Below are 22,287 nucleotides of genomic sequence, written 5' to 3'. Positions count from 1 at the left end.
ATCAGAAGACGCTGGGATAGATGTAATAGGTGATCACGCGCTGCAGGAACATGATGATCAGGATCAGGATGATCGGCGAGATATCGAGACCGCCGAGGCTCGGCAGCATCTTGCGGATCGGCGCCAGCACCGGCTCGGTGATCCGGAACAGGAATTCCGCGATCGCGGAGACGAACTGGTTGCGGGTGTTGACGACGTTGAAGGCGATCAGCCAGGACAGGATCGCCGAGGCGATCAGCAGCCAGACATAGAGATCGAGAACGATCAGCACGATATCGAGAACTGCGCGCATGGCGGTGATGGCTCGCGGGTTAGGTCGCGGATTCGACTATCCGCTAAATATCGGTTCAGCCCCCCTCTAACAAGGGAAGTTCCGGGCGAAAAGTGCCGTAAAACCGCGCTTCTGCGACGTTCTTGACTTGCCGTTAACAGGGATTGTAAATGGCCCCGATTGCTGACCGGATCGCATTCGCGGTCCGGTTCGTATCGGGGCCATAGCTCAGCTGGGAGAGCGCGTCGTTCGCAATGACGAGGTCGGCGGTTCGATCCCGCCTGGCTCCACCACGCTTCGCCAATTGGCTTGCGTAGTGTCCGGCGAAGCCCGCAGGGCGAAGACGGACTGCAACCGAAACGCCTAATTCTAATATTTATATCCCGCGCGCCGTATGGCGGCGCCAGATCCCGTCACACCCGGCGCAGCTGCAACCTTGCCACGGCACCGGCGATGAAGCCGCGCGGGAAGAACCGCAGCAGTAGCGGCACGATCTTGATACCGAGGCCGGGGAAAACCGTGCGCTTGTTGGCCATCAGGCCCTGATAGCCCAGCAGGGCAACATCGGCAGCCGAGACATTGAGGATGGCCGAGTCGAGACCCGGCGTGAATCCGGCGCGGGCCTGGAATTCCGACGGCACAGGTCCCGGGCACAATGCAGTGACGCGCACGCCCTTTGAGCCGAGCTCCTGACGCAGCGCTTCGGTGAAGGATAGCACATAGGCCTTGCTGGCGTAGTAAACGGCCATTCCAGGACCGGGCAGAAAACCTGCGATCGAGCTGAGATTGAGAATGCCGCCCTTGTTGCGGATAAGGCTGTCGGAGAAGCGCAGCGAGAGATCCGTCAATGCGCGAACATTGACCTCGAGCATGCCGAGTTGCCTGTCGCGGTCCATCTCGATGGCGCGGCCGAACATGCCGAAGCCGGCATTGTTGACCACATACTCAACTTCGACATCGGCAGCAGCAAGTGCGGCTGCGATCTGGTCGCAGGCGTCGCGTTGTTCGAGATCACAGGGAATGATGATGGGCGCAGCACCGCCCGCAGCAGTTATTTCACTGGCCAGCGCGTTCAGACGCTCGGTACGGCGTGCAACCAGAGCGACGCGATGCTTGTTCGCAGCGAAGATGCGCGCGAACTCGGCGCCAATTCCGGCCGAGGCTCCGGTTATCAACGTCACGCGCTCAGTCACAATAAGGTACTCTTGAAATACGTGAGAACGATTTGCATGCATTTACAGGCGTAATAGGGATACCCGTGATGTGCAAGTCGGAATGACCACCGGAGTACCTCAGGACCTCAGGTTCCGAATGCGTAGCAGTCGGATGGAATTATCGGGGGACCGCGCATTAAACTTTGGTTATGCGTCGTGCAGCCGTCATTTGCCGATCAGGCCGAGCCTGCTCAGACAGTCACATCCGTCGTGGCCGAACCGCCCGCCACGCGTTGCTTGAGCTCCATCCGGTCACGTGATGAAACCGCGAGCAGGTCGGCTGCGCGCCAGACCACATTTTCCTCGAACTCACTGACGCGGCCGTCGGCATAGACCAGCTGCCACATCATCTCGACGAGCCGGACGCGGCCGGGCTCATCGACCACGCGCATGATAACGCTGGTGAAGTGATAGAGATCGACGGCCTCGCCTTCGACAAGCGTAGCAGCCGAGATAAGCCTGTCTGCCGTGCCAGTATCCAGCTCAAAACGCGACTCGATCAGGCTGTGCAACTTGGCTATTTCGATCGCAGAAGGCGCGCCGTCGAGCGAGATAACGTGAATCATCAGCGCCGTGGCGGCGAGACGGAAACCGGTATCGTCGAATGCCTGATTTTCGTGCGCATCGGGAGACACCACATCGGCAATGAATTGGCGTAGTTTTTCCAGCATTATTCTTTGAACCAGATGATCGATAAGCGCGCCATGCGGCGAAAGCGCTCGTGCTTTGTGGCGCGAAAATGGAACGCGTGCAATGCGGACGGGTTCCCGAAGTGCTGATGACAGTTAAGTAACAATTGAGGCGCCCGGCAGTTTACGGGATCTCGTGTCATGGAATCTCATAGACCACGATCTTGTCGGCAATGCCGCGCAGGGCGGCATGTTTCTGGATAGGGGTGATTTCAGCCTTCCGCAGGATGGCTTCCACTGCCTGCGTCGATATCACCGGGCTGGTGACGTGGATCGCCTGCGAGGTTGACAGGCCCTGCACCCTGGCAGCGATATTGACGGTCTGGCCAAAGTAATCCTGCCGCTCGTTCAGCATCACGGCAAGGCAGGGTCCCTCATGGATGCCGATCTTGACCACGAGGTCCTTGGTGCCGCGTTCCTCGTTCAATCGCTCCATCGCGGCGCGCATGCGCAGACCCGCCGCCAGCGCCTGTTCGGGTCGCGGAAAGGTCGCCATGACAGCATCCCCGATGGTCTTCACGACGGCACCGGCTTCCGACGCAATGATCTCCAGCAGTGCGTGGAAATGCGCACGCACCAGATCGAAGGCTGCGAGATCGCCGACGCGCTCGTACAAGGCGGTCGAGCCCTTGAGATCGGTGAACAGGAAAGTCAGCGAGGTAATCTTCAGTCGCTGATCGATATTGAGGTTGTCGGCCTTGTAGATATCGCGAAAGGTCTGATTGGTGAGTATCCGCTTGGCCGTGAGGAACGGCTTGCGCTTGCCGATCAGGTGATGGAGGCCTTCGGCCGCGACAAATACCGACGGTAGCACGCGCACCTCGGTCTGGTTTTCGAGGGACAGCCGCAGCGGTCCGGGTTGCATTGTGATGGTGCCGGTCGGTGTATGCTGCCGGTTGTAAATCAGCGACAGATGCTGCCGTTCCTTGGTCGGTTCGCCCTGCACGTTAATGAACTGTGCGGCATGGGTTACCGGCTCGAACACGATGATGAATTCCGATGGCAGGTGCAGCGACATCACCGCTTTTTCATGCGCCGGCAATTCCATTGCGTCCAGCGTCACTTCATCGGTGAGTGACGCGAACGATTCCTGGTTGAGATCGACGCCAGAGCTCCAGAACACCTGTTTGAAATATTCCCAGAGCGGCAGTGTATTGGGGTCGTGTGCAGCGATGTGCCGGATCCGCGGGGCCACTGTGAATGCCACTTCGACCTGCTCGTCAACCGACGCTTCATAGCCGCAGGCGCAGAGCCCGCAATGATAGTCGTCATGGCGCAGCGATTTCAGCGTGCTGTGGGCGTCGAGGACACCGCTGCAACCGGGGCACAGTACATTCCAGGTCAAGTCGAACAGGCCGAGGCGGGAGGCGTGCAGGAAGCCGGAAATGACGCGCTCTTCGTTCAGGCCGTGGCGTGCCGCAAAATCCAGCACGTTGATGCGATTGAGTTCGTGGTCCGCGCCGTCGCGGATCAGTTGTGCAATGGCATCGGCTACGGCCGGATCGGTCGCCTGGTTCAATGTCGCGAATAGTGCCTGAACATCACTCATGGGATCAGTTTAGGTCAAATAGGCGCTAGGTCCAAGGCAGGGCTTTGCCGCAGCGCTTCAACTTGTCGTTCCGCCCAATGTGCCATGAGCAGGCGCGGGGAAGACGTGAGAAGGGGGCGTGCTGAAATAACGTCAGCGCCGCTCGATCCAGAACAGTGGCGAGCAGTCCGGTTGTGTCGTCACCACGCCGATCGGCATGACGGCCGTTTTATCCGGCAATGCGACGCGGAATGCACCGATGATTTTCGCCAGCGCCAATGTGGCCTCCACGAGCGCGAAATGCGCGCCGATGCAGACGCGGGCGCCGACGCCGAAGGGTAGATAGGCGAAGCGGTCCGGCGGCGTCGCGCCTGGCATGAAGCGGGACGGCATAAAGGCGTTGGGTTCATGCCACAGTTTCTCGTGCCGATGCAGCAGCCAGGGTGCAATCAGGATCACGTCCTTGCTGGCGACGGACTGGCCAGCCAGACGATCGGGGCCCGCGGCGGCGCGCGCGATCAGGAAGGCCGGCGGATAGAGCCGCATGGTCTCGTCGATCACCGCGCGGGTGAATTTCAGATGTTCCATGTCGAACGTACCGTTCGCACTGGCGGTACGAGCCTCTGCCGCAAGCTGCTCCTGGGTCGCCGGATCGAGCGTCAGCATATAGAGCGCCCAGAACAGCGCCGTCGCCGTGGTCTCATGGCCGGCGAGGATCATCGTCGCGACCTGATCGCCGAGCTGCACATCGGTGAAGGCTGCGCCGGTTTCCGGATCACGCGCGGCCACCATCAGATCGAACAGATCGCGTGGCGACGCGCTGTCGCTCTTGCCGGCAGCGCGACGTGCGGTCATCAGCTCGCCGACGAATTTCGTCCAGCGCCTGCGGAAGAAGGCACGCGAGATATCCTGTGGGGTCGGCCAGCCCAGTGGCAGCAGCAGATCGAGGAAATGCGGCCGGGCGAGATTTATACCGTATTCCATCACGAAGTCGCGCAGCTTCGCGCCATGTTCGGCCATGCCGAACGAGAACATGGTACGGCCGGCGATCTCCAGCGTCATCCGCTGCATGACCTCGCGCAGATTGACCGGCTTGCCTTCAGCGCGCTGCAAGTCGGCCAGCGTGTCGTCGACGGCCGAGATCATGTGCGGCACCAACGTGTTGACCGCGCGCGGCGTGAAGGCGGGCGCCAGCGTACGGCGCTGGTGCTTCCAGGTGCGGCCTTCGGCGAGCAGCAGGCCCTCACCGAGCATCGGCCGCAGCACCCGGAATGCCGCGGGCGTACGGGTATAGTTCTCGTAATTGTCCACCAGCACATGGCGGATCGCATCGGGGTCGTTGAGGATGAAGCTGGCATGGCCGAAGAAGCGACCCTTGACGATGTCATCCTCATAGGCGCGCTGGCCCCAGGTCTCGATGGCGCTGCGGCGCATCGCGGACATGCGCCCCAGCGCGCCCATATTCTCGGGCGCGCGCGGCGGGCTCGGCGGCACCAGGGACCGTCGCGGAGCGGGAAAGTCATAGACTTCGGCAATGCTCACGATGGACCTCGCAACCTGGAATGGGGCGCTGAGTGTGGCCCCACTATAGCAGCTGCAAATCCGGGCGCCATGAAGGCGAACGGTGGTCTCCCGGCTACTCGCTGAATTCCGCCACCGTGATCCGGTTCTCCGACGTCGGCCAGGCGCGCGCAATGATCCGTTCCTGATTGAAGATAGCTATTACCGGGCGGCCGATGTCCGTGGCGGGAAGGCGGATGGTCGAGAGCGAATCCGTGGGCACGCCGGCTTTCACGTCGGTCGGTTCCTTGCCGTCGAGCAGCACGACATCGCGGGGTAATCCAAAATAGCCGCGCACGCGCGACATCGAGACCACGGCGCCGGCATTCGCATCGGCGGGTCCCGGTGCACGGCCGGCGCGCAGATGCACGACGTCCGACGAACGGGGGAATGGCGAGCGATAGGAATGCGTGATCGGCGCGCCAGCCGACGTGAGCACGATTTCGAGCGGCCATGTCGGCTCGACCTGAACCGGACCCCAGCGACCATCGGCGGACGTGCGGGCCGCATAGAGCGCCGCGCCGACCCGTTCACCACTCTCCGGCGCCACGCGATAGACCTCGACCAGGGCATCCGCGACTGGCCGATTGGTCGGCACGCCGCCGGGAGTACCGGTGACGAGGCCGCCGATCTTCACGTCATTCTCCGGCGCGATATCGATCCGCGCTGGCTCGCGGCCCGCAATGAATTTGTAGATTTCGCGGAAGGCGCGGGGGTGAAAGCCGGTCTCGCGATGATCGACGGCGCCGAGCACGAGATTCGTCGCACCGCGCAGCGCCGGACCATCGGAGGTGACGCCGGTGGCCACGCCTGGTTTGCCGAGCAGGCGACCATCGGCCTGCGCATATTTGTCGATGCCGTCGCTGCGGAGGGTGAGGAAGGCGGTGCCTTCGGTCACCTCAGGGCCCTCTCCGGGATTGAGGCTCTTGAGGAACGGGCTGCGGCCATTGAATTCGCTGCCGGGGCTGTCGGTTCCGTCGAACACGCCGTGATTGGGCGTGCCGCACAACACGGCGTGGCTGACATCGGCGCTGCCGCCGTTCTTGATGTAATTGCGCACGGCATTGCCGCCGCGCGAGTTGGCAACCAGCGCCACTTTCGCCGCACCCGTGCGCTTTTTCAGTTCCGCGATGGCTTCACCGAGCTCGCGGCGCTGGTCTTCGGTGGAAGAGCGGCCCTGCTGCGCCACAGCATCATCGGAGCGCGCCAGCGGATCGGTGAAGTTGAGCGCCATCAGCCGGTTGCGCGGGATGCCGTTGGATTCCATGCGCCAGATCTGCGTCATCCAGAGCGCCGCATGGTCGCCATTGCCGTGGACGAAGAGGATCGGTGGAATGTCGGAACTGGCCGGCGTGCCGGGGGCGGTCTGTGCTGCAGCCTCGAAACGGAGCGCATGGGCAGCCAGCGGCAGCATCGCTGCGCCTGTAAGGATGGTCCGTCGCGACAGCGCCATGGCTGGTCTCCCTCTATCTGCGCACGTCCGGCGCTTGCTGCTGTGATAGCGGAGCAGGCACTGGACAGACAACGCGTTTCGCAGGCATCAGTTTGATATGCCCGCGGGGAATCAGGCCCCGCATGGCCCTGCAGTCGCTATCTGCAGCAGACGACGGGACGATGATGGCCGAAGCAGCGAAACCAGTGGTTCTTCCCTCCGACGGCATCGCCGCCCCGCTGCGGTTTGCGGTGTTCCGGCGGATCTGGCTGGCCAGCCTGCTGTCCAATCTGGGCCTGATGATCCAGAGCGTGGGCGCGGCCTGGGCGATGACGCAGATGACCGCGTCGGCCGACAAGGTGGCACTCGTACAGACTGCCTTGATGCTGCCGATCATGCTGATCTCGATGCCGGCTGGTGCCGTGGCCGACATGTATGACCGCCGTGTCGTGTCGCTGGCTTCGCTGGTGCTGTCGCTGGTCGGCGCCTGCGTACTGACCATGCTGGACTGGACCGGTCACATCACGCCGAACATCCTGCTCGCCTTCTGTTTCATCATCGGCAGCGGCATGGCGCTGTTCGGACCGGCCTGGCAATCCTCAGTGGGCGAGCAGGTGCCGCCGGAGGTACTGCCATCCGCCGTGGCGCTGAACGGCATCAGCTACAATATCGCGCGCAGTTTCGGCCCGGCAATCGGCGGCATCGTGGTCGCCACCGCCGGCGCCGTCGCGGCCTTCGCGGCCAATGCGGTGCTGTACATCCCGTTGCTGATGGTGCTGTTCCTGTGGCGTCGCAAGGTCGATGTGTCGCGGCTGCCGCGTGAGCGGCTGAGCCGGGCCATCGTGTCCGGCGTGCGCTACATTGCCAATTCGCCGTCGATCAAGATCGTGCTGACGCGCACGCTGATCACCGGCATTTGCGGTGGTTCGGTGTCGGCGCTGATGCCGCTGGTCGCACGCGACCTGCTGCATGGCGGCGCGCAGACCTATGGCATCATGCTCGGTGCCTTCGGCATGGGCGCGGTGATCGGCGCGATGAATATCGGTCATGTGCGCAAGCATCTGAGCGGCGAAAGTTCGATCCGGACCTGTGCGCTGATCATGGGCGTCGCGATTGCAGTTGTCGCGGTCAGCAGCGAGCCGGTCATCACCGCGGCGGCGCTGGTGGTGGCCGGCTCGGTCTGGATGCTGGCGGTCGCGCTGTTCAATATCGGTGTGCAACTGTCGGCTCCGCGCTGGGTCGCCGGGCGCTCGCTCGCCGCATTCCAGGCTGCTATCGCCGGCGGCATTGCGATCGGGAGTTGGGGCTGGGGACATCTTACCGACGTCATCGGTGTCGAAGCCGCGTTGCTGGTGTCCGGCGGGGCGATGTTTCTCTCGCCGGTATTCGGCCTATTTCTGCGGATGCCGCCGACCGGCGCACGCGATGAGGATGCCGAGACGCTGGCTGATCCCGAAGTACAGCTACAGCTCACAGCGCGCAGCGGCCCGCTGGTGGTGGAGATCGAATATCGCGTGGATCAGGAAAGTGCGCGGGCGTTCCACGGTGTGATGCAGGACGTGCAGCTCTCGCGCCAGCGCAACGGCGCCTATGGCTGGTCGATTGCGCGCGACATCGCCGATCCCGAACTATGGACCGAGCGTTATCATTGCCCGACCTGGCTCGATTTCTTGCGCCAGCGCAATCGCGCAACTCTGTCAGAGCGCGCGCTGTATCAGCGCGCCAGCGATTTTCATCTCGGTCCCGATCCAATCCGCGTGCGTCGCATGCTGGAGCGGCCGTTCGGTTCGGTGCGCTGGAAAGACGATACGCCGGATCGCGCCGCGACCGAAGTGCTTCCCGTCGCAACGCCGGCCGGCAGCAGCGGCTGAAGGTTGCCCGGTAACTCCCGTTGTCCCGGCAAGCGCCGGGACGACAGGAGGATAGTACGTCGTCCGGATCGATGCTGCGAGGCGAGCTGGTCTTACTGATTGTTGTCAGTGAGGACTTTCGCGCAGGCCTTGCCGAGCTTGGAGCGATGCTCCTTGAGGCAGTCGAGCACGACCATGTCGCCGTCATTTATCTTGGCGCGGCAGAAACGCGAGACGTCGCGGGAGCAGGCCGATTGATTGGTAACGGTATTGCCGCTCTGGGCGAAAGCGGACGTTGCGATCAGCAGGAACGGGATGATCAAAAGTCGGGTCATGAAATTGTCTCCTGGAATATTGGTTATCTAGCTGTACGGCGCGCAACGAAGTACGCGGGAATGGCGCAATGATGACGACGTATAGCGCTTTAGCTACGCGATCCCGAAATTACGAGATCGTCGCGATGGATCATTTCCGCACGGCCGGTGATGCCCAGGATGACCATCACGTCCGGCGATGAGCGGCCTTTGATCTTCTCGGCATTGTCAGCGTCATAGGCCACAAGGCCGCGGCCGATTTCATGCGTATCCGGTCCGCGCACGATCACGGCATCGCCGCGAGCGAAATCGCCTTCAACCTTGATGACGCCGGCGGGCAGGAGACTCTTGCCGGCACGCAGCGCGGTGACGGCGCCCGCATCAATCGTCAGCGTGCCTTTTGGTTCCAGCGATCCTGCAATCCAGCGCTTGCGTGCCGTTACGGGATTAGCGGGCGTCAGGAACCAAGTGCACAGGCCGCCATCGGTGATCCTCTGCAGCGGATGGTCCGCCTTGCCGGAAGCGATGATCATATGCGTGCCCGCGGTGGTCGCGATCTTCGCAGCCTCGATCTTGGTGTACATGCCGCCGCGCGACAACTCAGACTCGGCAGCGCCGGCCATGCCCTCGATCTCGGCGGTGACGCTCTCAACGATGGGAATAAGCTTCGCATCGGGATTGGCACCGGGTGGCGCGGTGTAGAGTCCGTCGATGTCCGACAGCAGCACCAGCAGGTCGGCGGAGGCCATGGTGGCGACGCGCGCCGCGAGGCGGTCATTGTCGCCATAACGGATCTCGTTGGTCGCGACCGTGTCGTTCTCGTTGATGATCGGTACGGCCCGCCATTCGAGCAACTTGCCGATGGTCGAGCGCGCATTGAGGTAGCGGCGACGTTCCTCTGTGTCCTGCAGCGTCACGAGAATCTGCCCGGCGCCGATGCCGTGATGCCCCAGCACTTCCGACCAGATGCGCGCGAGCGCGATCTGTCCGACGGCAGCCGCGGCCTGGCTCTCTTCGAGCTTCAGCGGGCCGCGCGGCAATTTGAGCCGGCTGCGGCCGAGCGCGATCGAGCCTGATGAGACCACGAGCACGTCGCGGCCGTCGGCATGAAGCTTGGCGATGTCAGCGGCAAGCGCCGCGAGCCACTTGGCCCTGACTTCGCCGGCGGCTGAATCGATCAGCAGCGACGAGCCGACCTTGACGACGATACGGCGAAAGTTCTTCAGCTCGGGGCGCGACATGATGTGGCTTTGGCAGGACGTGTGATGCTTGGACGGACAAAAGAGGCAGATCAGTTCGTAGCCGGTGCCCATGGTGCAGACTGCGCTGCGCTCTTGGCCTTGTCCGACACCGGCGCTTCGCCGATCACTGCGACCAGCGCACGCAATGCTTCCGGCACGCCTTCGCCCGTCGCGCCCGAGATCAGCAGCGGCGTCTGCTTCGCTGCGCGCTTCAGCCGGTCCTTCTGCTTCTTCAACTCGTCCGGTTCGACCGCATCGATCTTGTTGAGCGCGACGATCTCGACCTTGTTGGCGAGGTCGCCTTCATAGGCATCGAGTTCGCCGCGGACGGTCTTGTAGGCTTTGCCGGCATGTTCGCAGGTCGCATCGATGAGATGCAGCAGAACACGACAGCGCTCGACATGGCCGAGGAAGCGATCGCCGAGACCGGCGCCCTCATGTGCGCCTTCGATCAGACCGGGAATATCGGCCAGCACGAATTCGCGCGCATCGACATCAACCACGCCGAGCTGTGGGTGCAGCGTCGTGAATGGATAGTCGGCGATCTTCGGCCGCGCAGCCGAAACCTTGGACAGGAATGTGGACTTGCCGGCATTCGGCAATCCGACGAGGCCTGCATCCGCGATCAGTTTCAGCCGCAGCCAGATCCAGCGTTCTTCGCCGGGCTGGCCGGGATTGGCATTGCGCGGCGCGCGGTTGGTCGATGACTTGAAATGCGCATTGCCGAAGCCGCCATTACCGCCTTCGGCCAGCACATAGGTCTCGCCAAGCTTGGTGAAGTCGTGGATCAGCGTCTCGCGATCCTCATCAATGATCTGCGTGCCGACCGGAACTTTGAGCGTGATCGGCTTGCCGTTGGCGCCGTGGCGGTCCTTGCCCATGCCATTGACGCCGCGCGGCGCCTTGAAGTGTTGCTGGTAGCGATAATCGATCAGCGTGTTGAGGCCATCGACGACTTCGATGATCACATCACCGCCGCGGCCGCCATTGCCGCCGGAGGGACCGCCGAATTCGATATACTTCTCGCGGCGAAAGGCCACGCAGCCGTTTCCGCCGTCGCCGGAGCGAATGTAAACCTTGGCTTCATCGAGGAATTTCATGACGTATCCGTATCGCAGGGGGGTGGTCGCGGCAACCACTTCATGGCCGGCACATCGCGAAAAGCCCTTATTTTCCGGCCTTGCTGCGTATGTGATGGCGTCCTAAAGACGCATAGTGCTGTTAACCAAGCCCGCGCCCAGAAGCTTACCTAAAGGCTCATATAGGCATGTTTGCGACCATTTCGACCGCGGCCGACAATCGTGCCGCCCGGCTGGCCGGTATCGGCCTGATGCTCATCGGCATCTGCATGTTCTCCTGCGGCGATGCGATCGGTAAGTTCTTGGTCGGCACCTATTCGGTCGGGCAATTGATGCTGCTGCGCGCCTGCGCGGCGCTGGCGCTGCTGGCGCCGTCGATCTGGCGTCATCGCGGGGATTTCCTGCGGCTCGACCGGCCGGGCCTGCAGCTCATTCGCGTGGTCTTGTCGACGCTGGAAGTCGCGGCGTTCTTCTGGGCGGCGGCCTATCTGCCGCTGGCGGATGTCATCACCTATTATCTCGCCTGTCCGATTTTCGTTACCGCGGGCTCCGCGATCTTTCTGCGCGAATCCGTCGGCTGGCGGCGCTGGAGCGCGATCTTTGTCGGCTTTTGTGGCGTGCTGATCGCGCTGCAGCCCTCGGCGCAGACCGTGACATGGCCGGCGCTGATCGCGCTTGGCGGCAGCCTGTCCTTTGCCGCGCTGATGCTGATCACCCGCTCGCTGCGGTCCGCACCCGACGTGGTGCTGGCGACGACGCAGTTCATCGGCACTTTCACGTTTGGCGCGGTACTCACGACATTCGGTTGGGTGACGCCCGATCTGCGCGATCTCAGCCTGTTTTTTTTGGCGGGCATCGTCTCGGTCTGCGCGCTGCTCTGCGTCAATCGCTCGCTGAAGCTGGCGCCGGCCAGCACCGTGGTGCCGTATCAGTATTCGATGATCATCTGGGCGGTGATCTTCGGCTATCTCGTGTTCGGCGAATTGCCGTCATGGGCGACGCTGATCGGCGCCGCGGTCATTATCGCGGCGGGGCTCTATATCTTCCTGCGCGAGCAGCAGCTCGGAAAGATCGCCGACGAAGTGCCGCCGGCAGTGTGACGCTTCTTCCCTCTCCCACCTGTCGCAGCTTCGCTGCTCCGGGGGAGAGGGGAAGACACTATCTCCGCGTCGACGTTCCCCAGTTCTTCAGCGACGACCACACGCCGCGCGTCAGCTTGAAGCAATCCACCGGCGTCGATGAGCCGATGGCTTCGAAGCGGTGCAGTTGAACACCGCTCCACTGAAAGCCGCACTTCTCCAGGATGTTGCGCGACGACGGATTGGCCACGCGCGCACCCGAGATCAGGTGCTCGATGTCGAATTCGTCAAAGGCGTAATCAATCGCGGCGCGCGCAGCTTCGGTGGCAAAACCCTGGCCCCAGTGGTCGACGCCAAGCCAGTAGCCGAGCTCCGGTGATTCGACTTCGCGCCAGTCGATCCCAACCATGCCGATCGGGCGACGATCGAGTTCGATCAGGAACACGCTTTCGCTTGCCGTTCCGCTCAATGAATTGACGAAGTCGATGGCGTGATCCTGCTGATACGGGAAGGGCAGGCGACGCGTCATCTCGGCGATGCGGCGATCATTGGCGAGAAGCGCGATGGCTTTTACGTCCGCGAGTGTCGGCTTGCGCAAGGCCAGCCGTTCGGTCTCGAGGACGCAGCCTCTGGTTTCTCTCAATATCGGCGTCGGAATATCCTGCAACATCTCGGGCTCCTGTGTGCGCCCCGAAGCGACGCACCAAACGAGAAGGGGAGGCCGGTTTCCCGCCTCCCCTGGAGCCCAATTCTGGCGCTCCGCCGGTTCAACAGGACCCGGCGGACTCCAATGTGTCCACCGTTTATTCGGCCGCGGCTTCAGTAATCGGGAGTACCGATACGAAAGTGCGGCCGTTCGATTTGGCGCGAAACTCCACGTGGCCTTCGACCTTGGCGAACAGGGTATGGTCTGTGCCCATGCCAACATTAAGGCCGGGGTGCCAGGTGGTGCCGCGCTGACGCGCAATGATGTTACCGGGGATCACGCGTTCGCCGCCGAACGCCTTCACGCCGAGGCGCTTGCCAGCTGAATCGCGACCGTTGCGCGATGAACCGCCTGCTTTTTTATGAGCCATAGCCCGTCTCCAATCTCGATAAGTTCTAGATCAATTCCTTGAAGGAATTGTCTCACAGATTCTCAACTTTTCGCAGCGGCTTATTCCGCGGCGGGCTTTTTCTTCGCTGCCGGCTTCTTGGCTGCAGCAGGCTTGGCGGCGGCTGCCTTCGGAGCAGCGGCCTTCTTCGCCGGTGCCTTCTTGGCAGGAGCTTCGTCGCCATCAACTGGAACGGCCACGACCGGCTTCTCACGCTTCGGGCGAGGTCCGATCGTCGGCGCCTTGCCGTCGGCCAGGATCTCGGTGATGCGGATCAGCGTGAGCTCGTCACGGTAGCCACGCTTGCGCTTCGAATTCTTGCGGCGGCGCTTCTTGAAAGAGATGACCTTGGGGCCGCGCTTGTGATCGAGCACTTCGGCCGCAACCGACGCACCAGCCACCAAAGGCAGGCCGAGCACAGGCGTATCACCGCCCAGTACGAGAACTTCACCAAGCTGCACGATCGTTCCGACATCGCCGGCGATCTTGCCAATCTCGAGCACATCATCCGGAACGACGCGGTATTGCCGGCCGCCGGTTTTGATGACTGCGAACATCGTTATATTCCTTCGTGTTCGATCCCATCCTCGGATCAGATCCGGGACGGCTTCTTGTTCAGTCGATAAGGGTTTGCTGCGACTTCTATTGAAGTCGCTGCTTTCGCGCTTTTCGGTCGACGTTGCGACCCCACGCAAAAACAATCGGCGCGAGACAAAGCTTGCGCCGAAGGGTGCTTTATAGAGGGTGAAAGAGGGGAGTCAAGGAAAACGGGCCAAAAACAGGGTCTTGGCGACATCCTCGCCCTCCGCTGTCGTCCCAGGGCTTTACCCCGGGATTCACCTTTGCGGCGCGTGACGAAGGAAGATGGATGGCCGGGTCAGGCCCGGCCCTGGCGGAGTTCTATTTACCGATCAGGAGCTTAGCGCCGACTAGCTGTCTTTAGGACGCCAAGCTGCGCATTTCCTTGATCAAGTCGGACTTGCCCTCGAAGCCGATGCCCGGGAGTTCCGGCATCACGATATGACCGTTCTCGACCTTCACCCCGTCCGGAAACCCGCCATAAGGCTGAAACAGGTCCGGATAAGACTCGTTGCCGCCGAGGCCCAGACCTGCCGCGATATTGAGCGACATCTGGTGACCGCCATGGGGGATGCAGCGGCGCCATGACCAGCCGTAGCTCTTCAGCATTTCCAGAGTGCGAAGATATTCGACGAGACCGTAAGAGAGCGCGCAGTCGAATTGCAGCCAGTCGCGGCCCGAACGCATGCCGCCGTAACGGATCAGGTTGCGCGCGTCCTGCATCGAGAACAGGTTCTCGCCGGTGGCCATCGGGCCGGGGTAATGCTCGGCGAGCTTGGCCTGCAAGTCGTAATCGAGTGGATCGCCGGCTTCCTCGTACCAGAACAGGTCGTATTCGCGCAGTGCCTTGGCATACGCCACGGCAGTGTCGAGATCGAAGCGGCCATTGGCGTCGACAGCGAGTTTGGCCCCTGCCGGAAGCAGTTTCAGCACATATTCGATGCGCTTGCAGTCGTCGGCGAGCGGCGCGCCGCCGATCTTCATCTTCACGACATTGTAACCGCGATCGAGATAGCCCTTCATTTCCGAGGCGAGGCCTTCGAGGCCCTTGCCGGGATAGTAATAGCCGCCGGCGGCATAAACGAAGACCTTCGGATCCGCGGTGGTGCCATAACGCTCGGCAAGCAAACGGAACAGTGGCTTGCCGGCGATCTTGGCGACCGCGTCCCACACCGCCATGTCGATGGTGCCAATGGCGACCGAGCGCTCGCCATGGCCGCCCGGCTTCTCGTTGGTGAACATGGTGGCCCACACCTTGTGCGGGTCGATATTGTTGCCCGAGGCGTCGATCAAGCTGTCGGGCTTGGCTTCGAGAATACGCGGCGCGAAGCGCTCGCGGATCAACCCGCCCTGGCCGTAGCGGCCGTTGGAGTTGAAGCCGTAGCCAATCACCGGCTTGCCGTCGCGGATCACGTCGGTGACCACGGCGACCAGGCTGAGGGTCATTTTGCTGAAGTCGATGAAGGCGTTAGCGATGGGGGAGGCGATCGGAGCGGTGCGCTCCCGGATGTCGACGATGCGCATGGATCCTGTGACTTTCCTGAGGCGGTCTTCAGATACTTGAGGCCGACTTGCGACCAGTTTGAGATGGCATATGCCAAAATAAGCCATCTCTGAAATGGTCAATATTCATCTTTGAGGTTCCCATATAAGATGGCTGGAGCCATCCGGAGACCCCATGCGCAGCTTCGATCCCGTGTCGCTTCGTCGGTTCATTGCTGTCTGCGAAGAGCGCAATATCGCCAATGCCGCCAAGCGCGAGGCCATCGTGCCCTCGGCGGTGAGCAAGCGCATCAGCCAGATGGAGCAGGAGGCCGGCGTACAGTTGCTCGTACGCGGTCGCCGCGGCGTTACGGTGACGGCGGCCGGTGACGCGCTGTGTCGTTACGCGCGCGAGTCGCTGCAATTGCTCGACCGGATGCAGGCTGAACTCGGTGCCTTCGCCGACGGCGTGCAAGGACACGTACGTGTGTTCGCCTCGAAATCGGCGGTGGCCCAAGTGTTGCCGGAAGATATCAGCCTGTTCGCCAAGCGCTATCGCGACGTGCGCGTCAGTCTTGAGGAGCGCGAGATCTGGGAAGTTGTGCGCGGCGTCGAGGAAGGGCGTGCCGATATCGGCGTCTGCTGGGATGCCGTCGATCTGCGTGGCCTCAGGACGTTTCCATATCACCGCGATCATCTCGCCGTGGTGGTTCATCCCGATCATCCGCTGGCCGAACGCGGGTCTGTGTCGTTCGAGGATACGATCGACTTTGAACACGTCGATATCGTTGCGCGCAGCATCATGCAGACGATGCAGCGCAGCGTCGCAGCGGCGGCCGGCAAGCAGATGCGCTACCGCATTCAGGTCTCCACCGTTGACGCTGCCTATCGCATCGTCGCCGCACAACTCGCCGTCGCCATCATCCCTCAGGAAGAAGCCTCCACCATCCAGCAGACGCTTGGGCTGAAAGTCATCCCGCTCAGCAATGACTGGGCGAGGCGGCAATTCGTCGTCGCCGTGCGCGACAAGGGCCTAAGTCGGCCGGCACAATTGCTGCTGGAAAGCCTGAAGGAAAGCGCGAGCGAATGAAAATTCGCTCCGGTGCAGTAGGGCATGATCTTAAAGATGGATCGCGTTGCCCGGTTAGCGACTCACGCGCGCATCGGCGACGGCACGTTGAAACAGTGCGGTCATCGCTTCCGAGATGCCCTGGGTCGGGCTGACCTCAAAATAGAAGCCTGGCGAAGCACAGCTCTGCATGTTGCTGGCGATCTGGCTGTTGGGTGAAGGTCCGTAAGGACCAGCGTTGAATGGCGCGATCCAGCTATTGTACCAGGCATTGGTCGGAAGTGCGAGGTAGGTCGTGTAGAGCACGGCAATCTTGATGCCGCGATTCTTCAACGTGGTGCAAAGCGCCGGATTGATCGGCGACTGGCATCGTCCACCCGTCGTCGGCTTCAGGCAGTTGCTTGGATTGTATTCGTCGGCCACGCCGTCGGATACGAAGAAGAGATATTTGAGCGGTGCACCGGCTGTACCGGCTCCGGGCGCGCTGATGGCTGTGTTGATCGCCGGGAATATGGCGCTGTAGCCTGTGTCCTGATCGTTGTTGTCGTTCTGGCCGTTCACCGTCATCAAGTCGATATTTCCGGCCGCCGTCTTCGCACTCGAGAGGCTGGACGACAATGAGAACAGGGCTCTCAAACCGGACGTCGAGGCGGCAGCGCCGAAGTCGTAGATTGCCATGCGGAATTGATTGGAATAGGTCTGCGTACTGGCCGCGGTATCCATCAATTTTTGGGTGGCCGTACGCAGCACGTCGATGCGAGTGGTCACGCCAAGTGTCTTGGCGAGATTGTAGTAGTTGTTGGTGTTGTTGAGGTCATGGCACGCAAAGGCGCAGCTGTCTGACGTGTTTTTGACCATCATAGCCACGTCGGCCGGTGTTGCGCCGACGCCCATGGATGGCGAATTGTCGAGCAGCAGATAGAAATCGATATAGTTAGGCATCGTCGCTGTCGCGACAGAACTGCCGGTGACGGTCATCTTGGAAAAGCCCATGACGGATGTGAGACTGGTCGGCACATCCGCCGAGAATTGCATCGAGGCCGTCACGACGCCGTTGGCGCGATTGACGGTCGCTGTCGTGCTGGTCAGCGTGAAACCGGTCCTGCCTGATGTGTTGCCCTTGAAAATATTGATTGCATCGACGTCGCCGCCGGGGACGGGGCCGTCTGCTGCCATCGAACCTGCGGTAATAAATGCAGCAGACTTCTGCACGATGGAGCCGACGCTGGCAGTATCAATAGCGGCTTGCAGTTGAGATCTGATCTGTAGTGCGCGCGTATAGTCAATCGCGGCGCCAACCATGGAAATAAGGGGTATGCATGTGATCGCGAATATGATCGCGACATTGCCGCGCCGGTCGCGACGAAAACGATCAGCTAGCCCGAGAAATGACTTCAGCATCAAAAGCATCAAAAGCACCTGTATGAATGCGGAGACAATTACCTGCGCTGATAAATTTATCGTTAGACCGATCGCGGAAAGGTCGTGACTTGGGCGCTGCTGGGGTTAGTTAGTTAAAGATATCCTACCGGCATCGTCGAAATTGGCGCGCAGGATCAGCGCAAGGGAGCGTCAACGGACGTCTTGGCGCGGTGATGAAACAAACCGGCTCCCCGGGCATTATCGTGTGATTCTAGTTTGGCAGGGGCAATATGGCCGAAGAAGCAATGACGACCGTGGGCATCGGCAATCATGGTGCCAAACGGCTGCCATCCGTTGACGTGGATACTTTCAACATCGAGTTGAAGGACGATGACGGCTTTCTCGGCGACCGGGCGAGCAAGGGCGCATTTCAAAAAATTCTGGACGATCTGCGCAAGCCGCTGAAGAAAAACGGCGAGGATCCGCTCGGCGAGAAAGCCGCCAACGAGATCAGCAAATCTAGCCTCGATGAGATTCTGCGCGGCGACGATTCGCCGGCAGCAGCGCTGGTGCATGGCGCGATCGAGGAGTTCGCCCAGGAATTGGCTTACGTGGTCCGGCGTTTCTTCAAGACAAAATCCTGGGCTGATACCGAATGTATCGTGGTTGGCGGCGGTTTCCGGCAAAGTCGCGTAGGCGAGCTCGCGATTGCACGTGCCGACATCATGCTTAAAGCCGAAGGCCTCAAGGTCGATCTGGTGCCGATCCGTTTTCATCCCGATGAAGCCGGTCTGATCGGCTGCCTGCATCTGGCGCCGTCGTGGATTTTCGAAGGTTACGACAGCATTCTCGCGGTCGACATCGGCGGCTCCAACATCCGTTGTGGCGTGGTCGAAACCGCATGGAAGAAATCCAAGAATCTCTCCAAGGCCGCGGTGTGGAAATCCGATCTCTGGAAACATGCCGATGACGAGCCGACGCGCGAAGGCGCGGTGAAACGTCTGGTGAAGATGTTGAAAGATCTGATCAGCGCCGCCGAGAAAGAAGGCTTCAAGCTGGCGCCGTTCATCGGCATTTCGTGCCCCGGCGTGATCAAAGAAGACGGCACCATCGAGAAGGGAGCGCAGAATCTTCCGGGCAATTGGGAAAGCAGCAAGTTCAATCTGCCGGCCTTGCTGATCGAAGGCATTCCGCAGATCGGCGATCACGACACTGCAGTGTTGATGCATAATGACGGCGTTGTACAAGGTCTGAGCGAAGTGCCCTTCATGCAAGACTTCGAACGCTGGGGCGTGTTGACGATCGGAACGGGGCTGGGCAATGCTCGCTTCACCAACCGCAAGAGAGAGAAGGACGACAAGAAGGCGAAGAAGGGCAAGGATTGAGCTTGACGCTTGCCCGGCCGCCGCAGCCGCCCGGATGCAGAATCTTTGGTCCTTCAGCTCCTCGCGCTTTACGCGCAGGTCATCGGCCGGTGTTGCATCAGCAAAGGGACCCGCAGGGCCAGTGGCGCCGCGTAGGTGCAGGCAGGACAAGCATCGTTGTGAACTCGCTCGAGGGGGAAGCCATCGTGCCCTATGGCGATCACAGCTTGAGCGCAACGAACGAGGAGGTGCCGGAGCGGGTCGAGGGGGCTTCCGCAGGCTGATGATCTCCCAAAACCCTAATGAAACCGATGGCTTATGCCCAGCGCCGGGAAGAAGGCGTTTCGCGAGGGGCTCTGCTGGCGTTCTGGCTACCCGGCGTGCGCAAAGCCTCTGCCATCGGCGACTTGACCGGGCATGACAAAGATCGCGGAAATTCCCGTTCGCCGGCTTGTCTGCCGAGTCATCCTCGCCTAGAACACCGCCAACCACCTGCGGGCGACCGCGGGCCTTGGCGCCTTGGAGAGGTGGCAGAGTGGTTGATTGTACCGCACTCGAAATGCGGCATGGGTGCAAGCCCATCGGGGGTTCGAATCCCCCCCTCTCCGCCAAGTCCGCAAGGAGCCAACGAAACCATCAAGCCGCTGATTTTTAGAGATTTTTTCGTCCGATTGGTGCGCGCGGGTGGACACATTGACCTTAGCAATGACGCGCCCCTAGAAGCATCCCGATTGCAGCTATTGTCGGTTCCGGAAGCGCGTTCCGAACGACCTTCTCGAGGCCGTGGGCATGCGGGAAAAGCATTTTGGTGTGGGCACACGTAAGTCGAACGAAGCAAACACCTGTGTGCGCTGAAACTCGCCGAATGGATGAGCGACGCGTGACGAGGTTACCCTGAACCTCGCTTACCGTTCGGTTGGCGGTTAGCCCCCGATGGCGAAGGGCCTGACCATTCGACCTTCCTCAAGAGCAGGAATGTCCGCTTCCTCGATTGATAGTGCCACCGCAATTTCGAAAATTGATGATCGGCGATCAGGACAGACGATCTGGCGAACGGTCAAGCGTGGCCGTCATGTAGGATCTGGCAGCGTACCGGATAAAAGCACATTGAGCGAACGACATGCTTTCACCGTGATCAATCCAACACTGGAAGTGGCGCCCGGGCGAGCGCGGGACTGTTCACGCTCAATTACAATGAACCGGCAGAGCCTGATCCTCAAGGAAGCCGCCACGTGCGTTGTGCAATATGGCAAGGGCCGCAAGCACTGTCCGGTTATTGATTTCAAGTTTCTGATAGATGTGATGGAGATGCTGCTTGATGGTGCCATCAGCAATATTCAGCCGGCGCCCAATCTCCTTGTTCGACAATCCCTCGGAGACCAGATGCATGATCTGACGCTCGCGCTCTGTCAGCACCGTCAGTACACTCTCTGTGATCGCGCTATTCTTTTGTTCGGGTATAACGTGATCGACTGAGGGTAGTGGCAACAGCCTTTGGCCAGTCGCGACCTCCCGCAACGAACGCACCAAGGTTTCGAGGGCCACGTCCTTCTGGATGACGCCGTAGACACCAGCTGCGGTCGCTAAAACCAGTTGGGGATCTTCAACAACGGCGGTGAAAAAGACGACACGCGTGGAAAGTCCTTCGGAGTTAGCGATGGCAATGATTTCCAGCCCGGTCAGGCCTGGCATTGCGATGTCGATAACGGCGATGTCCGGCGCTAAGTTTCGAATCGCTTCGATACAGCTCGTGCCCGTACTGCAGCATGCGACAACCTTGAAGCCGCTTTGCGCTTCAAGCACGCTCGTCAAACCTTGCAGAACTACAGGATGGCGGTCTGCGATCACCACGCTGGTGCAGCTCATGAGCGGTCCTATGCAACTACAGTTCTGCGTCAGCTTTGATCGAAGCGCCCATGGATTAACGTTTGTTTACGTTTGAGGCGGGAGTTTGTCGCCCTCGTCGGTATAATCAGGAGCCTGTCGTGCGGAAAATGTGAGATTGCTTTCAGCATTGTGGTCGCGGACGACAAACTCAACTGCTTATGATGGCGCTTCTCAACAATCCCAACGCGCTGAAGAAGCTACGTGAGTGCGTGCATTAGTGTCGTCGAGAAGACGGCGCTCGATGAAATGTAGTTCGGCTTCCTGTACTCGAGCAGCTTGATCAAGCTGTTGGTGTAGCTGTGCTGGCCGACCAAGCGGTCATACAGGTGGATCAACAACAGATAGCAAGCTTTCGGATCAATTAGGAAACTGATCGCAAGAGGGAGTAACCGTGCGAGGCTACAAACGACGTGATGCTGATTGCACAAGCTCGGGCATCAATTGTTTTGAGCCATCAAGAAACATCCTGACCGCGTCTTTCACGATGTCATCGAGCGGCTCGGGTGTTGGTGTGTCGTAAACGAAGCGCCGGATGGCCATGTAGAAGATGCGGCCGTGCAAGCCCCAGAACAATTCGATCTCGCGCTCGGACAGTGGTACTTGATCGCTTGAGGGCAGCTTCAGATCGTGGCGGAGTTCACGGCAGGCCGGTTCGATGATCTGATCGCGGACGATCTGAAGATAACGCTTGGTGATGTCGAACGACTTCATCCCCGAGAACACGAAGATTCGCACCCAATTGTATTCGAAGACCTGCTCGACATATTCGAGATAGAAGCGCGACAGCCGCGCTTGCAGTGACAACGTACGGTCCTGGATCAGCCCGCCCCACGATGGTGACCAGCGGCTGAGATAGATCTCTTCATAGACGCGTTCGATCAGCGCTTCCTTGCTCGGGAAGTGCCGGTAGATCGCCGAATGGGTGATGCCCATGCGCTTTGCGAGTTCACGCGTCTGCCCGCCGAAGCCGTGTTCGGCGAAAAACTTCACGGCCTCATCGACGATGAAACGCTCGCGCTCCGCTGCGCGCATGTTGCGGCGCGGTGGTTTCTCGGCTGATTTGACGGGCTTTTTTGCCATTTTTGCTTCGCGTTGCGGAAGTTCCTGAATAGCTGAATTCGAAAAAGAGACCAAATGGTCATTTTAAGTTGACCAAAGGAATTCGGCATGGTCTAGATTTCCGACCAAATGGT

20 protein-coding genes and 2 tRNA genes are annotated in these 22,287 nt (G+C 60.7%); 6 read left to right on the top strand and 16 right to left on the bottom strand.

Annotated features, from left to right (window positions below; all coding sequences use genetic code 11):
* Position 1 precedes the first annotated feature (1 nt).
* Positions 2-292 (bottom strand): YggT family protein, encoded by a 291-nt coding sequence (locus tag CIW50_RS00910; RefSeq protein ID WP_149529426.1) that lies wholly within the window; start codon positions 290-292, stop codon positions 2-4.
* Between the two features lie 196 nt (positions 293-488).
* On the opposite strand from CIW50_RS00910, the gene CIW50_RS00905 reads away from it, so the two are divergent.
* Positions 489-564: transfer RNA gene (locus tag CIW50_RS00905), tRNA-Ala, on the top strand.
* Positions 565-684: 120 nt separating this feature from the next.
* On the opposite strand, the gene CIW50_RS00900 is transcribed toward CIW50_RS00905, so the two are convergent.
* The 5 genes from CIW50_RS00900 to CIW50_RS00880 all read right to left on the bottom strand — a co-directional run bounded on the left by CIW50_RS00900 (position 685) and on the right by CIW50_RS00880 (position 6,715).
* Positions 685-1,464, bottom strand: a complete 780-nt coding sequence (locus CIW50_RS00900; protein WP_149529425.1) for an SDR family NAD(P)-dependent oxidoreductase — start codon at positions 1,462-1,464, stop codon at positions 685-687.
* Between the two features lie 212 nt (positions 1,465-1,676).
* A complete protein-coding gene (locus tag CIW50_RS00895; protein WP_149529424.1) occupies positions 1,677-2,156 on the bottom strand; it encodes a tellurite resistance TerB family protein in 480 nt (159 codons plus the stop codon).
* A 157-nt stretch (positions 2,157-2,313) separates the two neighbouring features.
* A complete protein-coding gene (locus CIW50_RS00890) occupies positions 2,314-3,723 on the bottom strand; it encodes an adenylate/guanylate cyclase domain-containing protein (RefSeq protein ID WP_149529423.1) in 1,410 nt (469 codons plus the stop codon).
* Positions 3,724-3,855: 132 nt separating this feature from the next.
* A complete protein-coding gene (locus CIW50_RS00885; RefSeq protein WP_149529422.1) occupies positions 3,856-5,244 on the bottom strand; it encodes a cytochrome P450 in 1,389 nt (462 codons plus the stop codon).
* A 94-nt stretch (positions 5,245-5,338) separates the two neighbouring features.
* A complete protein-coding gene (locus tag CIW50_RS00880; RefSeq protein ID WP_149529421.1) occupies positions 5,339-6,715 on the bottom strand; it encodes a hydrolase in 1,377 nt (458 codons plus the stop codon).
* A gap of 164 nt (positions 6,716-6,879) precedes the next feature.
* On the opposite strand from CIW50_RS00880, the gene CIW50_RS00875 reads away from it, so the two are divergent.
* Complete coding sequence (locus CIW50_RS00875) at positions 6,880-8,565, top strand: MFS transporter (RefSeq protein ID WP_149530346.1); 1,686 nt, start codon at positions 6,880-6,882, stop codon at positions 8,563-8,565.
* Between the two features lie 92 nt (positions 8,566-8,657).
* On the opposite strand, the gene CIW50_RS00870 is transcribed toward CIW50_RS00875, so the two are convergent.
* The 3 genes from CIW50_RS00870 to obgE all read right to left on the bottom strand — a co-directional run bounded on the left by CIW50_RS00870 (position 8,658) and on the right by obgE (position 11,199).
* Positions 8,658-8,879: a cysteine rich repeat-containing protein gene (locus CIW50_RS00870; RefSeq protein ID WP_149529420.1), complete on the bottom strand. Its 222-nt coding sequence runs from the start codon at positions 8,877-8,879 to the stop codon at positions 8,658-8,660.
* Positions 8,880-8,968: 89 nt separating this feature from the next.
* Positions 8,969-10,099 (bottom strand): glutamate 5-kinase, encoded by a 1,131-nt coding sequence (proB, locus tag CIW50_RS00865; protein WP_149529419.1) that lies wholly within the window; start codon positions 10,097-10,099, stop codon positions 8,969-8,971.
* 50 nt (positions 10,100-10,149) lie between these two features.
* A complete protein-coding gene (gene obgE / locus CIW50_RS00860; RefSeq protein ID WP_149529418.1) occupies positions 10,150-11,199 on the bottom strand; it encodes a GTPase ObgE in 1,050 nt (349 codons plus the stop codon).
* Between the two features lie 161 nt (positions 11,200-11,360).
* Between obgE and CIW50_RS00855 the strand changes: the two genes are divergently transcribed.
* On the top strand, positions 11,361-12,278 hold the full coding sequence (locus tag CIW50_RS00855) for a DMT family transporter (protein ID WP_149529417.1): 918 nt from the start codon (positions 11,361-11,363) through the stop codon (positions 12,276-12,278).
* Between the two features lie 58 nt (positions 12,279-12,336).
* Here CIW50_RS00855 and CIW50_RS00850 read toward each other — a convergent pair whose 3' ends face one another.
* From CIW50_RS00850 to CIW50_RS00835, 4 genes are all read right to left on the bottom strand, one after another.
* Positions 12,337-12,927 carry a GNAT family N-acetyltransferase gene (locus CIW50_RS00850; RefSeq protein WP_149529416.1) on the bottom strand — a complete coding sequence of 197 codons (591 nt, stop codon included), beginning with the start codon at positions 12,925-12,927 and terminating at the stop codon, positions 12,337-12,339.
* 133 nt (positions 12,928-13,060) lie between these two features.
* Positions 13,061-13,333, bottom strand: coding sequence for a 50S ribosomal protein L27 (gene rpmA / locus CIW50_RS00845; RefSeq protein WP_068737821.1), 273 nt, complete (start codon positions 13,331-13,333; stop codon positions 13,061-13,063).
* Between the two features lie 80 nt (positions 13,334-13,413).
* On the bottom strand, positions 13,414-13,908 hold the full coding sequence (gene rplU, locus CIW50_RS00840) for a 50S ribosomal protein L21 (RefSeq protein WP_149529415.1): 495 nt from the start codon (positions 13,906-13,908) through the stop codon (positions 13,414-13,416).
* A 382-nt stretch (positions 13,909-14,290) separates the two neighbouring features.
* Positions 14,291-15,454 carry a mandelate racemase/muconate lactonizing enzyme family protein gene (locus CIW50_RS00835; protein ID WP_149529414.1) on the bottom strand — a complete coding sequence of 388 codons (1,164 nt, stop codon included), beginning with the start codon at positions 15,452-15,454 and terminating at the stop codon, positions 14,291-14,293.
* Between the two features lie 154 nt (positions 15,455-15,608).
* Between CIW50_RS00835 and CIW50_RS00830 the strand changes: the two genes are divergently transcribed.
* Positions 15,609-16,502 carry a LysR family transcriptional regulator gene (locus CIW50_RS00830; protein ID WP_149529413.1) on the top strand — a complete coding sequence of 298 codons (894 nt, stop codon included), beginning with the start codon at positions 15,609-15,611 and terminating at the stop codon, positions 16,500-16,502.
* A 54-nt stretch (positions 16,503-16,556) separates the two neighbouring features.
* Here the strand turns inward: CIW50_RS00830 and CIW50_RS00825 are convergent, their stop codons facing one another.
* Positions 16,557-17,882 carry a TadE/TadG family type IV pilus assembly protein gene (locus CIW50_RS00825; protein ID WP_149530345.1) on the bottom strand — a complete coding sequence of 442 codons (1,326 nt, stop codon included), beginning with the start codon at positions 17,880-17,882 and terminating at the stop codon, positions 16,557-16,559.
* A gap of 251 nt (positions 17,883-18,133) precedes the next feature.
* Here CIW50_RS00825 and CIW50_RS00820 point away from each other — a divergent pair, with 251 nt between their 5' ends.
* Together CIW50_RS00820 and CIW50_RS00815 are read left to right on the top strand one after the other, a co-directional pair.
* Entirely contained in the window at positions 18,134-19,228 is a 1,095-nt protein-coding gene (locus CIW50_RS00820; protein WP_149529412.1) for an ROK family protein, read from the top strand.
* A 500-nt stretch (positions 19,229-19,728) separates the two neighbouring features.
* Positions 19,729-19,818, top strand: a tRNA-Ser gene (locus tag CIW50_RS00815).
* Between the two features lie 574 nt (positions 19,819-20,392).
* Here CIW50_RS00815 and CIW50_RS00810 read toward each other — a convergent pair.
* Both CIW50_RS00810 and CIW50_RS00805 read right to left on the bottom strand, forming a co-directional pair.
* Entirely contained in the window at positions 20,393-21,073 is a 681-nt protein-coding gene (locus CIW50_RS00810) for a response regulator (protein WP_149529411.1), read from the bottom strand.
* A gap of 420 nt (positions 21,074-21,493) precedes the next feature.
* Positions 21,494-22,174 carry a TetR/AcrR family transcriptional regulator gene (locus CIW50_RS00805; protein ID WP_246664091.1) on the bottom strand — a complete coding sequence of 227 codons (681 nt, stop codon included), beginning with the start codon at positions 22,172-22,174 and terminating at the stop codon, positions 21,494-21,496.
* Between the last annotated feature and the right edge of the window lie 113 nt (positions 22,175-22,287).

The sequence above is a fragment of the Tardiphaga sp. P9-11 genome, assembly GCF_008329525.1.
In the GTDB taxonomy this organism is placed as follows: Bacteria; Pseudomonadota; Alphaproteobacteria; order Rhizobiales; family Xanthobacteraceae; genus Tardiphaga.
Note: the sequence above shows the minus strand (reverse complement) of the source record. Positions and strands in the feature narration are given on the sequence as shown.